At 45.7% G+C, this 14,545-nt stretch carries 10 protein-coding genes and 1 riboswitch; of the genes, 1 reads left to right on the top strand and 9 read right to left on the bottom strand.

Annotated elements, in window-relative coordinates; all coding sequences use genetic code 11:
- Positions 1–8: 8 nt before the first annotated feature.
- A complete protein-coding gene (gene uvrB, locus BC8716_RS12555; protein ID WP_094426149.1) occupies positions 9–1,991 on the bottom strand; it encodes an excinuclease ABC subunit UvrB in 1,983 nt (660 codons plus the stop codon).
- A gap of 421 nt (positions 1,992–2,412) precedes the next feature.
- Positions 2,413–2,546: riboswitch (FMN riboswitch) on the top strand.
- Positions 2,547–2,660: 114 nt separating this feature from the next.
- On the opposite strand from uvrB, the gene BC8716_RS12550 reads away from it, so the two are divergent.
- Positions 2,661–3,629, top strand: coding sequence for a DMT family transporter (locus BC8716_RS12550; protein ID WP_094426147.1), 969 nt, complete (start codon positions 2,661–2,663; stop codon positions 3,627–3,629).
- A 173-nt stretch (positions 3,630–3,802) separates the two neighbouring features.
- Here the strand turns inward: BC8716_RS12550 and BC8716_RS12545 are convergent, their stop codons facing one another.
- From BC8716_RS12545 to secA, 8 genes are all read right to left on the bottom strand, one after another.
- On the bottom strand, positions 3,803–4,975 hold the full coding sequence (locus BC8716_RS12545; RefSeq protein ID WP_094426145.1) for a PDZ domain-containing protein: 1,173 nt from the start codon (positions 4,973–4,975) through the stop codon (positions 3,803–3,805).
- 100 nt (positions 4,976–5,075) lie between these two features.
- A complete protein-coding gene (locus BC8716_RS12540) occupies positions 5,076–6,530 on the bottom strand; it encodes a S41 family peptidase (RefSeq protein ID WP_094426143.1) in 1,455 nt (484 codons plus the stop codon).
- A gap of 148 nt (positions 6,531–6,678) precedes the next feature.
- Entirely contained in the window at positions 6,679–8,052 is a 1,374-nt protein-coding gene (locus tag BC8716_RS12535) for a murein hydrolase activator EnvC family protein (RefSeq protein ID WP_094426141.1), read from the bottom strand.
- Positions 8,053–8,072: 20 nt separating this feature from the next.
- Positions 8,073–8,957 carry a permease-like cell division protein FtsX gene (gene ftsX / locus BC8716_RS12530; RefSeq protein WP_094426139.1) on the bottom strand — a complete coding sequence of 295 codons (885 nt, stop codon included), beginning with the start codon at positions 8,955–8,957 and terminating at the stop codon, positions 8,073–8,075.
- Positions 8,947–9,633 (bottom strand): cell division ATP-binding protein FtsE, encoded by a 687-nt coding sequence (gene ftsE / locus BC8716_RS12525; protein WP_169716009.1) that lies wholly within the window; start codon positions 9,631–9,633, stop codon positions 8,947–8,949. The genes ftsX and ftsE overlap by 11 nt, the downstream gene beginning before the upstream one ends.
- A gap of 301 nt (positions 9,634–9,934) precedes the next feature.
- Positions 9,935–10,804: a YitT family protein gene (locus tag BC8716_RS12520; RefSeq protein WP_094426136.1), complete on the bottom strand. Its 870-nt coding sequence runs from the start codon at positions 10,802–10,804 to the stop codon at positions 9,935–9,937.
- Positions 10,805–10,865: 61 nt separating this feature from the next.
- A protein-coding gene (gene prfB / locus BC8716_RS12515; RefSeq protein WP_142300580.1) for a peptide chain release factor 2 occupies positions 10,866–11,970 on the bottom strand; the annotation gives its coding sequence in 2 pieces (ribosomal slippage) (positions 10,866–11,897 and positions 11,899–11,970; 1,104 coding nt in all).
- 28 nt (positions 11,971–11,998) lie between these two features.
- A complete protein-coding gene (secA, locus tag BC8716_RS12510; RefSeq protein ID WP_094429251.1) occupies positions 11,999–14,524 on the bottom strand; it encodes a preprotein translocase subunit SecA in 2,526 nt (841 codons plus the stop codon).
- Positions 14,525–14,545: the final 21 nt, after the last annotated feature.

Below are 14,545 nucleotides of genomic sequence, written 5' to 3'. Positions count from 1 at the left end.
TATTCGTGTCATCCTTCCGCTTTTAATTCTAACAACACATCGCGCAATTCAGCGGCTCGTTCAAAGTTCAACTCTTTAGCGGCCTGTTTCATTTCCGCTTCTACACGCTCAATCGTTGCTTGGCGTTCTTTTTTGCCTAGTTTTTTCGATGGTGTCGACGAAGCTTTGTAATCGCCGGTCTCTTCCGCTGCATACGTTGCTTGCACGACTTCTGGTATCCGTTTTTGAATCGTTTGCGGCGTAATGCCATGCTGTTCATTGTATGCCTGCTGGATTTGACGGCGCCGTTTCGTTTCGTTGATCGCCACTTCCATTGAGTGGGTCATTTTATCGGCATACATAATGACACGGCCATTCGCATTTCGCGCAGCCCGGCCAATCGTTTGAATCAACGAACGTTCTGCTCGTAAAAATCCTTCCTTATCCGCATCAAGAATGGCCACAAGCGACACTTCTGGAATGTCAATGCCTTCCCGCAGTAAGTTTATGCCGATAAGAACATCAAATGTCCCAAGGCGCAGTTGGCGGATAATTTCTAGCCGTTCTAGCGTTTTGACTTCCGAGTGGAGATAACGGACTTTAATACCGATTTCCTTTAGATAATCAGTTAAGTCTTCCGCCATCTTTTTCGTAAGCGTTGTTACTAACACACGCTCGTCCTTGGCGATTTGGTCATGGATTTGGCCGATTAAGTCATCGATTTGCCCTTCAATCGGGCGGACTTCTACTATAGGATCTAGCAAACCAGTCGGACGGATAATCTGCTCGACCATTTCAGGCGTGTGTTCCAGTTCGTACGGTCCTGGAGTGGCTGATACATAGACGGCCTGGCCAACTTTCTCTTCAAACTCCTCGAATTTTAACGGCCGGTTATCAAGGGCTGAAGGCAAACGGAAGCCGTGATTGACAAGAATTTCTTTCCGGGCTCTGTCGCCATTGTACATACCTCGCACTTGGGGAATGGTAACGTGAGACTCATCGACAATAAGCAAAAAGTCTTTCGGAAAAAAGTCCAACAATGTATACGGAGTTGCTCCCGCTTCCCGAAGCGTCAAATGGCGAGAATAGTTTTCAATCCCTGAACAAAAGCCCATTTCCGCCATCATTTCTAAATCGTAACGGGTGCGCTGCTCTAAACGCTGCGCTTCCAACAGCTTCTCTTCCTTGCGCAAAACGGAAAGCCTTTCTTCTAGTTCCACTTCGATATTGGCAATCGCTTTTTTCATTTTTTCTTCACGGGTCACAAAGTGGGAAGCCGGAAAGATAGAGACATGGTGACGCTCGCCTTTTATTTCTCCAGTGAGGGCGTCCACTTCTGTGATCCGCTCTATCTCGTCGCCGAAAAATTCAACACGCATGCACTGTTCGTCCCTTGAAGCAGGAAAAATTTCGACGACATCGCCACGGACTCGGAATGTACCACGAACAAAATTCATGTCGTTGCGGTCATACTGGATGTCAACCAATTTCCGCAACAGGCTGTTCCTGTCCATTTCCATGCCTGTGCGAATGGACAGCACTAAGTCCCGGTATTCTTCTGGTGAACCTAAACCGTAAATACAAGAGACGCTGGCGATAATAATGACGTCTCTTCGTTCAAATAAGGCACTTGTCGCCGAATGCCTAAGCTTATCAATCTCGTCGTTTATGCTTGCATCTTTTTCAATAAACGTGTCTGAAGACGGGACGTAAGCCTCTGGTTGGTAATAATCATAGTAACTGACAAAATATTCAACTGCGTTATTGGGAAACAACTGTTTAAATTCGCTATACAATTGCCCGGCAAGCGTTTTATTATGAGCCATCACAAGCGTCGGCTTATTAACGGCTTGGATCACATTTGACATCGTAAACGTCTTACCCGTTCCAGTAGCGCCAAGCAATGTTTGGTGCTTTTTGCCGTTTTGAATGCCTGTTACAATTTGCTCAATTGCTTTTGGCTGGTCCCCTTGGGGAGAATACTCTGATACAAGCTGAAACGTTTGGTCCATAATCACTTGGTACTTTCATGAATCGGCATCGCCCTTCTCACGAAAGTGCTACCTTCCTCCTTTATTTATTAATACAAAAACTTCCCTCACTTGCAGACAACCAAACATGTGAGGGATGAAGCTTATTTGTCACTCAATCCTAAGTCCATTTTTATCCAACAAAATCAGGCGGGTGGACAGCCGAAACCTTTGCCGTCGAGCACGGGCTGTTCCAATCTTAGCACGTGCGGTTTTAAGACGTGCCCCACCTTTGTCATTCTTTATAAACAAGTGTTCGCTTTTCATTATAGCATAACCTTATGCAAATACCTACAAACTTGACGAACATACGTACTAAAAATAATTACCAATTGTAATGGATTCTTGGCGCTGGACGAATGCCGACAATTACGGTAAGATTAACATGCTAAAAATAATGAATAGGTATCTTCGGGGCAGGTGAAACTCCTGGCCGGCGGTAAAAGCCCGCGACTCTCCTTTGCGCTTGTCAAAAAGGGGACTGATTTGGTGGAATTCCAAAGCCGACGGTTAAAGTCCGGATGGGAGAAGATCAACGGATAAGCATGGCAGTACCCCATGCTTATTTGAAGAGCCCTGAATGGATGTGCACATTCAGGGCTGTTTTGATTTTTGGAAGGGCCGATTCAAACGAAAGGGTTTTGACATCACATGCAACAACCGCACACACAAAAAACATTTTGGTTCATTGTAATAGGAGCAGCTTTCTGGGGCATTAACCCTCTTTTCCGCCTCCTTCTCCTTGAAACAATGACGTCTTTGCAAATTGTCTTTATCGAACATATTATTTTGGCTTTTATCGCCGTTCCACTTATTTGGACATACAGAAGCGACTTGGCTCATTTGTCGTTAGTCGACATTGGTGCCTTGCTTTTCATATCATGGGGCGGTTCAGCTATTGCTACGCTGTTATTCACACAAGGGCTTACTTACGCAGCGACACACGGAATGGGTCAAATCAATTCGGTGTTGCTCTTGCAAAAGCTCCAGCCGATTTTCGCGATTGTGCTTGCCCGTTTTGTTTTAAAAGAATCATGGCCAAAACATTTTGGTTATCTCGTGCCAATTGCACTTGTTGGTACTTATTTGCTTACTTTTGGCTTTTCCTTGCCAATTAGCGGGTTTGGTGAAGTTTTTCAACTTGGCAGCCTGTTTGCCATTGGCGCAGCAGCCTTATGGGGCGGCTCCACCGTTATGGGGCGTTTGCTTTTACGAAAATGCCGCTATGAAACAGTGACAGCGCTCCGCTTTCTCTTGGCTTTGCCCTTGCTCAGCGTCCTTGTTTTGACCTCGCCAGATGCATGGAACGAGCCAGCTTCTGCTGCAGCTCTCGTCTTTATTAGCATAAACTTACTAGCTTCAGCACTTTTGCCAGGCTTGGTCTCGATGCTACTCTATTACCGGGGCTTGCAGGCAATTAAAGCTTCTGTAGCTACGATTGCCGAGCTTAGTTTCCCAATGGCAGGCTTGCTTGTCTCCTGGGTGACGATGGAAGAAACCGTTACGTTTCCCCAAGCGCTTGGCTTTGCGCTGATCTGGGTTGTCCTTTATCAGATTTCCAAGCAACAGGATGCCAAAGAAGTATTGCCACCTTTAAAAAAGCGGGCTGCTTCCGCATAAAAGGCCAGCCGTTCTTTCACGAAACGGTCGATGCTGATATCATAAAAAAACCCGCTCCTCCTTCGAGCGGGTTTCAGACTGTACGTTTTTTGTCGCATTCCTATACTCTTATGAACAGACGTTATTCCCCATCTTCCCTCGCCCATTAAGCGTTTCTTATGCCTGAGCGACAGCTACACAATGGAATCTGCTAGCTGTTCTTCCTGGCGCACGAGCAACGCCCCTAACTGGTAGTGCTCGCCGCTGTAAAGAGGCCCGTGTACAAACCGTGCTTCCCCTGCTAGGTCTTTTACTTCAAGCTTGCAGTATACGGGATTGATTTGCAATGCTTGATACATCGTTTGTTCATTATGGACAGGTTGGCCATTTACTTTCGCAATTTCTTCCCCAATCGCAATGCCCATTTTTTCCGCCGGGCTGCCAGGAAGAACACCGACGACACGGCAACCTTTTTCTTCTTCCGTGAAAAAAGCAGGCTTGTTTTTTTCGGCAATGGCAGAACGGATATCAAGCGCCAGTTTTAGTCCCGCCAACAAAGCAGACCACAAACACAGAAACCAATATTCCGGTAAGAAATAGAGAGCTGCAGCGCCTACAAAGGCAAGTACTGCGAGAGGATAAATTGCCTTGGCTTCAGTAGCAACGGTGTCTTTTGGCAATGAACGGATTTTCTTGCCAAAACCGACAAGGACAGGGAGCAACAGCGGTTGAAACGTCATGCCCTCGATGTGGATAAGCGGCCAATAGGAAAAGGCAGGAAGCACCCCCTCTGGAATAAAAACAACGAGAGGGAGAAGCCAAAGGCGGTTCGCGACATGAACGCCGACAAAGCGCCCTCTTTTGCCGATTTCCAAGCGCGGGGAAGTCAACGCTGCCCCATTAAAGCGAACTAGTAGTGCTTGGGCGAGAAGAGTAACAGCTGCAAACAAAAATAGGCTTGGGTACAAAATTTCAGAATCAAGGTCGCCGTCTAGCCATGTTGGTAACGTAAGGCTTGGCAACAAAGCGAGCGCAAATGCTGCTAAAGGGATGTAGTAAGCAGGCGATTGTAGCTGCATCCGGCCAGTTAGTAGTAATAGCAAGCTTGCCGCTGCTACAAGCAGCAAAACTGGAGTGGTCAGCGTCAAGCCATAGCCAATAAGCACGAAGCTTGCGATCAGGCCGGCAAGCAAGCCAGGCAAGAGGCTGAGGACAAAATCAGCACGTTTGGCGTAAACCCGTGTATGAAAAGAAGCTCTTTCTTTCGCAACGCGAACAGCGCCAATAAAGGCAAAAGCAGCAATGCCTATGTAAAAAAGCGGGTGCAGCAAAAAGCTACTAATGGCTGTTAAAGTGGTATCTATCATTTTATATCCTCCAGCTTTTCCTACAGATTCAAAAAAGGATAACTGCCCCATAGAAAGGCAGCTATCCTTACGTTTCGACAAACTTCCGGCTGTTTCCTGCCTATTGGGACGCTTGCTCAGCAGCCAATTCAACCGCCCGTTTCAGCTGCTCATCGTTAGCAGTGTCACGAATATGGGACAAAATGTCTTCTTGAAGTTTTCCTGCCGTTTCTTCATTCAGTTCGCCGTTTGCTTGCAAATCATGTGATTGCTGAAAAGCAATGATCGCTTCTTCGGTTTGTTCGTCAAAATAGCCGTCATCCCGGCCTACATCGAAGCCTAAGCCAGTCAGCATCTTTTGGGCATTGCCAATTTGGTCTGACACTTGGTCTTTTACAAACGTTTCTTCTACTGTAAGCGCGACAGCATAAAAATAGTCAGGCTGCCGTTGTTTAACAGTCGGCTCGACTCCCTCTTGGTCAATCGTGTTGCCGCCTGCCGTCAACCAACGGTCTGTCGTAATTTTCAAGGCGCTGCCGTCATCCATTGGAATCGATTTTTGGACAGTCCCTTTCCCAAATGTCGTCTCGCCGACTAAATCATAGCCGCCTGACTCTTTTAACGCAGCTGCGAGAATTTCAGAAGCTGACGCACTGCTTTCGTTAATCAAGCCGACAACAGGATAAGGTTTTTTGCCTTTCATGTTCGACAAATAGCTATCAATTTCGCCGTTGCCATGTTCAATTTGGACTACCGGCTTGCCTTCTGGAATAATCGCGTCACCAATTTTGGTCGCACCTTCTAAATACCCGCCAGGATTGCCGCGGACATCAATGACCAAACCATCGATTCCGTCTTCCTCTAAGTTCTGTAACTGTTCTTCAAACTGGGTGCCTACGTCCTCTGAAAAAGAGGTGATTTCCAGTCTGCCAATTTTCTTCCCGTCTTGCTCAAACGTATCTGCGCGAACAGATTCGACTTCAATCGTATCCCGTTCGATTTTAACATCAAAAGGGTCTTTCACTCCATTACGTGCAATTGTCAACGTAACGGTTGTACCGCCCTCGCCGCGAATGTTTGCCACAGCCTCATTGACAGACCAGCCTTCAATCGACTCGCCGTCAATGGCAATAATGGCATCATTTGGCAAAAGTCCTGCTTTTTCAGCTGGAGATTCGCGCATCGGGCTAATAATCGAAACATTTCCGTCGATCATGCCGACTTCCGCTCCAATTCCTTCAAAATGAGAGCTGAGCGACTGTTGAAAGTCTGTTGCCGAACTTACATCCATATAGTCAGAAAATGGGTCATCTAACGTTTCTACCATCCCATTGATGGCACCTTCAATTAATTGTTGGCGATCCGTCTCTGTCACGTACTCTGATTCAATCGTGGCGAGTGCTCGCTCAAATTTTTCCATTAATTCGTCATCGCTTAACTCCACAACCGATTCATTTCCATTGTTTGGCTGAATCGGATTAGGAGAGCCAGTGTTTACACTACCTATAAAGAAAAACCCTCCGACCAGCACGGCTGCTAGCACAGCTACTGTCCACACGAGATGCTTTGTTTTCAAAATTGCTCACCACTCCCACTTGTAAAACGAATTGCCTTGCTTTCCGTTTCGTTCCTCTTTCCATTCTAATTTGTCGGCAAGCTTCTGTCAAAAAGCGATTTTGCATTAACAAAAAAAGCGCCCTGTACTTGCCAAGGCGCTCAAGCATTTACATATATTTCATCGGATCTACTGCATTTGAACGGTCCCAGTTAAATGGCCCTTCATGGACTTCAAAGTGCAAGTGTGGCCCCGTCGACCTGCCCGTATTGCCCATTAGACCCAACTGCTGGCCGGCTTTGACACGGTCACCAGGGTTGACATCAATCCGTTCAAGATGAGCATAGATTGTTGTCAGTTGCTTGCCGTCGATTTGGTGGGTAACGACGACCCAGTTGCCAAAGTCACTACGGTATTCTGTGGAAGCAACCGTTCCATCTAACACAGAGACGATTGGCACGTCACCCGCTCTGCCGTTCTTGCCAATATCAATACCCCAGTGCATTCTTCCCCACCGTTGGCCATAATTCGATGTAATCGATCCTGTTGCCGGCCGTACAAACGCGCCTGAACTCTCTACCGAAGGAGCAGCATCTTGTTCTTGGTCGCTCTCCTGGTTGTTGTTCTCTTCGCCCGCTTGCGGCTTTTCAGCAGCTTGGGCTATTTCGCCGGATTCTTCCGTTTCCTTCGCCTTTGCCGCCTCCTGTTCCTTAGCAGCTTGTTCTTCGGCCTCACGGGCTTTACGTTCCTCTTCTTCTTTTAGGCGTTGCTGTTCTTCTTCCCACGCTTTTAACTCAGCTTCCAGCGCTTCTTCTTGCTTTTGCAATGATTCTTCCTCAGACATGATGTCGCCTAACTGCGCTTCTAGTTCTTCTTCCTTTTCTTTTAATTCCGCTTGCAACTCGTCTATTTCTTCCGTTTGCTCAACAAGATCTTCTTTTAACGCTTCGAGTTCTGCCTTTTGCGCTTCGACATCAGCCTGTTTTTCTTCTACTTCCTCTTTTTTCGCTTGTAGTTCTTTTTCATCAGCTATGTATTCATCAAGCATTTCCTGGTCATGTTTGGCAATTGTAGAAATAGCTGAAACCCGTTCAATAAAATCGCCAAAACTTTTCGCACCAAGTAAAACTTCTAAATAACTGACTTCGCCACCAGATTCATAGGCAGCAACGGCCCGTTCTTCCAAAAGCCCCCGTCTCTCAGCTATTCGTTCTTCCATAACCGCAATTTCTTCCTCTAATGACTCGATATCCGCTTCTATTTCTGCCAATTCCGCTTCTGTTTCGTCTAAGTTTTGTTGTGTTGTTTCTTCTTCCTGCTTCAATTCATCCAATTCTGCTTGGAGATCTTTTAATTCGCTGTCTAATTTCGTTAGATCGGACTCCGTTTTTTCGGCTTTTTCAACGTTTTCTTTTTGTTGTTCTTGCACGTCATCCAACTGTTTCTTTATATCGGGTTCTGCAAAAGCTGGCTGAAAACTACTGCCTAGCAAAGCGCCAGCAATGGTTAAAGCAGCAGTTGTAGTGACCATTCGTTTTTTCACCGTTTTTCCCCCTATTTCGATTACACATTTAAAAATTTCCGCACAGACATGGCACTTCCCCAAATGCCAACAATTAAGCCAACAGCTAGCAGCAACAGCGACACTTGCACAATCAGCTGCCCTGGCTCAAGAAGCGAGTAAAGCGAGCTTTGTAAAAAATCGCCTGAATTGCTGTACACGTATTGATAGCCAAAGCTTAGAATTAGAATCGGGCCAATGCTGCCAAAGGTACCTAACAAAGCGCCCTCGACTAAAAATGGACTACGTACAAAGCCATTTGTCGCTCCGACCAGTTTCATAATTTGAATCTCTTTTTTACGGGCAACAATTGTAAGTTTAATTGTATTCGAGATTAAGAACATCGCCGTTAAAAGCAAGCCGAGAATAACTACTAGGCCAATTATACGGCTTGTATTCGTTAGTTTAAATAAATCAGGCAGTACATCTGCCCCATAAGATACATTGCTTACATAATCATGATGATTGACTTTTTGGGCAACGGCTTCTGTTTCTTGAGGAGAGGCGGCGGTAACCCTCAATGCATCTGGCAGTGGGTTCTCTTCTCTTATACTCTCATACACTTCTCCAGTAGAAGCAATCAAACTTTCTAACCCTTCCTCTTTATCAATGAAAATAACCTCTTCTACTTCAGGGAGGGCACGAACTTCGTCTAACAGTTCTTGCACTTCCTCTTCGCCAGTTCCCCGTTCAATAAAGGCGCGGATTTCTACATTGTTTTCAATCGTCGATGCGATGTGGTTGCCATTCACAAATACAATTAAAAAGAAGCCTACAATGAAAAGCATAACCGTCACCGCACTAATGGACGCAAATGACATCCATCCGCTGCGTCCAATATTCTTGATTCCTTCGCGGAGATGGCGCAGCATTGTTTTAAACTTCATAGCCGTAACTCCCCCTTGCTTCATCACGGACGATCCGGCCATTTTCAATCGCGATGACACGACGTTTCAACGTATTGACAATTTCTTTGTTATGTGTTGCCATGATCACCGTTGTACCTAGGGAATGGATGCTTTCCAACAAGTCCATAATCGTCCAAGCCGTCTCAGGGTCTAAATTGCCTGTCGGTTCATCAGCGATCAACACATCTGGCCGATTCGCAATTGCTCTGGCAATCGCCACCCGTTGCTGTTCGCCGCCAGATAGTTCGCTTGGCAAGAACTTTGCTTTGCTTTTTAATTTTACTAGATTTAAAACTTCATTTACACGCTTTTTAATGTCTGAAGGATGCTCTTCAATGACTTCAAGTGCAAATGCGATGTTTTCATAGACAGTAAGAGAAGGCAAAAGCTTAAAGTCTTGAAACACAACGCCGATATTCCGTCTAAGTTTAGGGATTTCTTTATGTTTTAAAGTGGATAAATTAATATTATTTACAAAAATATCGCCTTTTGTTGCCTTTTCCTCACGATAGATTAAGCGAATAAAAGTCGACTTGCCCGCTCCGCTTGGTCCGACAACGTAAACAAATTCACCTTTTTCAATTTGGACAGTCATGCCGTTTAACGCTTTAACATTATTGGGATATACTTTCCAAACATCGTTCAGTTTGATCAAACTCATTCAACCACACCTTTAAACCTTGGTACCGAAATAACAAACAAATTCCGATTTCGACATGCTTCGCGGTCATTATATCATCAGCAGCAACAGGGTGACATTACATTTTTATTTCAGTTTCGTGATAATTGCTTGATTTGCGTGATCGCATCGAATTCCCGACCATAGTAGCACTCTCTATTTATTTCGGTCTAATTGGCCTATAAGTGAATGATCAAATGTACCTATTTTCACAAGTCTAAACACAGGTGAAAAAGGGCAAAAAAAAGAGCGCTCGTCATAGCGCGCTCAATCCACTTTAGCTTTTTTTAAACCCTTCCCCTAGCACTTCTGAAGCATTTGTCAGCACAATAAAAGCGTGGGGATCCGCTCTCTTTACAGTTTGCTTTAATCGCGCGACCTCATTTTGGTTGACAACGCACATAAGAACCGCCCGTTCTTTGTTCGTATAACCGCCATAACCGACAAGCCTAGTCACACCGCGGTCGACTGAGTCAAACAGTGCCTTCTGTACCGTTTCCTCTTGAGAAGAAATAATATAGGCAACTTTTGAATAGCCTATCCCCATTTGCACGAGATCAATTGTTTTTGTCGTTACGAACAGCGAAATTAATGCATACAAGGCCATTTCGATATGAAAGACAAACGCCGACGTGATGACAACGAGGCCGTCAATCATGCCAACACATATGCCAGCTGAAAGCCCTGTAAATTTTTGCACAATCTGTGCCAGCAGATCGGTCCCACCCGTGCTCGCATTGCCCAAAAAAACGAGGCCCAGGCCCAGACCGACGCCCAAGCCTCCGAACAAAGCACCGAGAAGAGGGTCGCTTACTTCGACAACCCAATCTCTTGTTAAAAAAACAACAAGGGGGACAAATAGCGTGCCAATGAGCGTTTTTGCCCCGTAACGAAAGCCTCCCAACAACAGCACACCTAAAAGAAAGATCGGAATGTTTAAGGCCCATAGCGTAAAGGCGGGCTCAAACCCAAAAACATAGTTGGCGATTGTGCTAATGCCGCTGACGCCACCAGGGGCAATTTGGTTTGGCAATAAAAACAAATTAAATGAAATACCGACTATGGCTGAGCCAATAAAAATCCTGGTATAATTTAGCCATTTTTCAGCCCGCGTGCTGGATTGCCTGTCTCGGCGAACCCTTCCCATACATGTTCTCCTTTTTAAAAGCGGGATCGCTCTTTATATTTAACATTCTCAGGATTCGTTGTTACATTGCCAGCGATTGTCTCAGGTAAGCGTCAATAAACCCGTCAATCTCCCCATCCATGACACTGTTCGTATTGCCAATTTCAAAGCCAGTGCGGTGGTCTTTCACCATTGAATAAGGATGGAACACATAGGAGCGAATTTGGCTTCCCCAGCCAATTTCTTTTTGTTCGCCCCGGATTTCAGCAAGTTCACGCTCTTGCTCTTCAATCCGCAGTTGATACAGTTTCGCTTTCATCATTTTCATTGCTTGTTCCCGGTTTTTAATTTGAGAACGCTCGCTCTGGCAAGTCACAACCGTATTTGTCGGCAAATGGGTAATCCGTACAGCCGAGTCAGTCGTGTTGACATGCTGGCCGCCCGCCCCACTCGCACGATACGTATCTATTTTTAAGTCTTCGCTATTTAATTCGATGTCAACTGCATCATCCAATTCCGGCATCACTTCGCATGACACAAAGGATGTATGCCGCCTCCCTGATGAGTCAAATGGCGAAATCCGCACGAGGCGGTGCACGCCTTTCTCTGCTTTTAAATAGCCATATGCGTTGTGCCCTTTTATGAGCAGCGTGACGCTTTTGACGCCTGCCTCCTCGCCAGGGAGATAGTCGAGCGTCTCGACAGCAAAACCACGCTTTTCTGCCCAGCGCGTGTACATCCTTAGCAACATAGAAGCCCAGTCCTGGGATTCAGTTCCGCCTGCGCCAGGATGGAGTTCTAAAATGGCATTGTTTTTATCGTAAGGAGCACTTAAAAGCAATTGCAACTCAAATTGGTTCATTTTTTGTTTAAGCGCAGCAATGCCCGATTCCAGTTCACTAGCCAGTTCACTGTCGTCTTCTTCACGAACAAGCTCATAACTGACTTCCAAGTCGTCATAGCTTTCAGCCATGTCTTTGAATGTATGGACTTGCTCTTTTAAACCATTTGTTTCATTAATGATCGCTTGCGCTTGCTCCTGGTCATTCCAAAAATCAGGATCAGCCATTTTTTCTTCTAACTCCGCGATCCGCTCTTCCTTTTCTGCGACGTCAAAGAGACCCCCTAAAATCAGATAGTCGCTTCTCGAGCGCCACTAGTTCTTGCTTCATTTCTGTCATGTCCATCGTTTACACCTCTACATAAGAGGGCCCCTTATCGGTTAGCCCCACAACAATTTTTGTATTTTTTGCCGCTGCCACAAATGCATGGATCATTTCTGCCAATGTTTTCAGCTTTGCGGACTGGTTTCCGTTTCGCTTTTTTGTCCTCTTGCCCATTGGCTGACGGTTTCACCGCTTTTCCTTCAGCTACTTCCTCACGCTTAAGGTTTTGTTGCACTTGAGCTTTCATCACGTACATAGATACTTCTTCTTCAATTTCAGCGATCATCGCTTCAAACATATTAAAGCCTTCAAAGCGATACTCACGCAACGGATCATTTTGGCCGTAAGCGCGCAAATGTATGCCTTGTCGTAATTGATCCATTTGGTCAATGTGGTTCATCCACTTGCGGTCAACAGTGCGCAGCATGATCACTTTTTCAAACTCGCGCATTTGTTCTGAAGAGACTTCTGCTTCTTTCGCATGGTATGCAGCGAGGACTTTTTCGGTAATCAACTCGATCAGTTCCTCTTGCTCTTTCCCTTTCAGCTCTTTCTCACTAATTCCGTTTTCAGACAGCAATTGCCCGTTGATATAGGTGGCAACAGCAGCCAAATCCCATTCTTCCTGAACGAGCGATTCAGGGCAATGGGTTTGAACTACACGTTCTACAGTCGCCTTCATCATATTTTCGACAATTGTTTTTAAGTTATCGGCTTCAAGCACTTCCATCCGTTGTTTGTAAATAATCTCCCGTTGCTCACGCATAACGTCGTCAAACTGGAGCACTTGTTTACGAGCATCAAAGTTATTGCCTTCAACCCGCTTCTGAGCTGTTTCCACCGCCCTTGAAACCAATGATGATTCAATAGGCTGGTCGTCTTCCATGCCTAGCTTTTCCATCATCGCTTTCATATTGTCTGAGCCAAACCGCCTCATCAGCTCATCTTCCATCGACAAATAAAACTGAGAAGAACCTACATCCCCTTGACGCCCAGCACGACCACGCAATTGGTTGTCAATCCGCCGGCTCTCATGGCGCTCTGTACCAAGAACGTGGAGGCCGCCAAGCTCTTTAACCCCTGGGCCAAGTTTAATGTCCGTTCCACGTCCAGCCATGTTCGTTGCGATCGTGACGGCCCCTTTATGGCCAGCTTTTTCAATAATTTCTGCTTCTCGCTCATGGTTTTTTGCATTTAAGACGTGGTGTGGAATCCGTTTTCTTGTCAACATTTTGGAAACAACTTCAGATGTTTCAACGTTGACTGTACCTACTAGCACAGGGCGCCCCGTTTTGTGAAGCTCGGCAATTTCACTGACGACTGCGTTGAATTTCCCTTGCATCGTCTTATAAATTAAATCAGGGCGGTCTTCCCGAGCAACCGGTTTATTGGTCGGAATGACCATTACGTCCATGCCGTAAATATTGCGGAACTCTTCTTCCTCCGTCTTAGCCGTCCCCGTCATTCCTGCGAGCTTTTGGTACATACGGAAATAGTTTTGGAATGTAATCGATGCTAGCGTGATGCTTTCGCGCTGCACCTCTAAACCTTCTTTTGCTTCTAGCGCTTGGTGAAGTCCGTCGCTATAACGCCTTCCTTTCATTAAACGACCCGTAAACTGGTCAACGATTACGACTTCGCCGTCTTCTACGACATAGTCAGCATCACGGTGCATGGCCACATGGGCTTTTAACGATTGGTTAATATGATGGTTCAGTTGGACATGCTTTTGATCGTAAAGGTTGTCGATGTTAAACGCGCGCTCTGCTTTATTGACACCTTCATCCGTCAACTGGACAGATTTTGTTTTTTCATCGTATGTGTAATCAGCATCGCGCTTTAAAACGCGCACAAATGTATTGGCTTGTCCATAAAGTTTTGTTTTCCGTTCAACAGAACCAGAAATAATTAGCGGCGTCCGTGCTTCATCAATTAAAATCGAGTCAACTTCATCGATTAACGCAAAATGGAGCGGCCGTTGCACCATTTGTTCTTTGTAAAGCACCATGTTATCACGCAAATAATCAAACCCAAGCTCATTATTTGTGCTGTACGTCACATCAGCGGCATATGCTTTTTGTTTTTCTTCTCTCGTAAGGCCGTTTTCATTCAATCCTACTGTCAACCCTAAGAATTGAAAAATCCGCCCATAGTTTTCTAAGTCGCGGCGGGCTAAGTAGTTATTGACCGTTACAATATGAACGCCTTTTCCCTCCAGGGCTTGGACATAGACGGCAATTGTGCCGACGAGCGTTTTCCCTTCCCCTGTTTTCATTTCGGCAATATTGCCTTGGTGCAGCGCCAGTGCACCGAGCAACTGGACGCGGTATGGATACTCATTTAACACCCTGCCCGCAGCTTCACGAGCAACTGCAAGCGCAGGAACTACTATATCGTTAAGAGAAGCGCCTTCTTCTAGCTTTGCCTTGAATTCAGCTGTTTTGTTCTTTAATTGTTCGTCAGAAAGCTGCTTCATTTCATCTGCTAGCGCCTCGACTTGATCGACGATTTTTTCGTTTTTCTTTAATTGTTTTTGGGCTGGATCGCCGACTATTTTTCGAAGTAATCCAAGCATCATCATCTTCCTCTCTTGGCG

Origin of the sequence: Shouchella clausii, assembly GCF_002250115.1 — a bacterium.
Lineage (GTDB): Bacteria > Bacillota > Bacilli > Bacillales > Bacillaceae_D > Shouchella > Shouchella clausii.
The sequence above is the reverse complement of the archived record's forward strand: the minus strand, read 5'-3'. Positions and strand labels throughout refer to the sequence as shown.

Coding starts and splice junctions, on each gene's coding strand:
- uvrB (WP_094426149.1), bottom strand. CDS start 1,991: ATGGACCAAACGTTTCAGCTTGTATCAGAGTATTCTCCCCAAGGGGAC.
- BC8716_RS12550 (WP_094426147.1), top strand. CDS start 2,661: ATGCAACAACCGCACACACAAAAAACATTTTGGTTCATTGTAATAGGA.
- BC8716_RS12545 (WP_094426145.1), bottom strand. CDS start 4,975: ATGATAGATACCACTTTAACAGCCATTAGTAGCTTTTTGCTGCACCCG.
- ftsX (WP_094426139.1), bottom strand. CDS start 8,957: ATGAAGTTTAAAACAATGCTGCGCCATCTCCGCGAAGGAATCAAGAAT.
- BC8716_RS12520 (WP_094426136.1), bottom strand. CDS start 10,804: ATGGGAAGGGTTCGCCGAGACAGGCAATCCAGCACGCGGGCTGAAAAA.
- secA (WP_094429251.1), bottom strand. CDS start 14,524: ATGCTTGGATTACTTCGAAAAATAGTCGGCGATCCAGCCCAAAAACAA.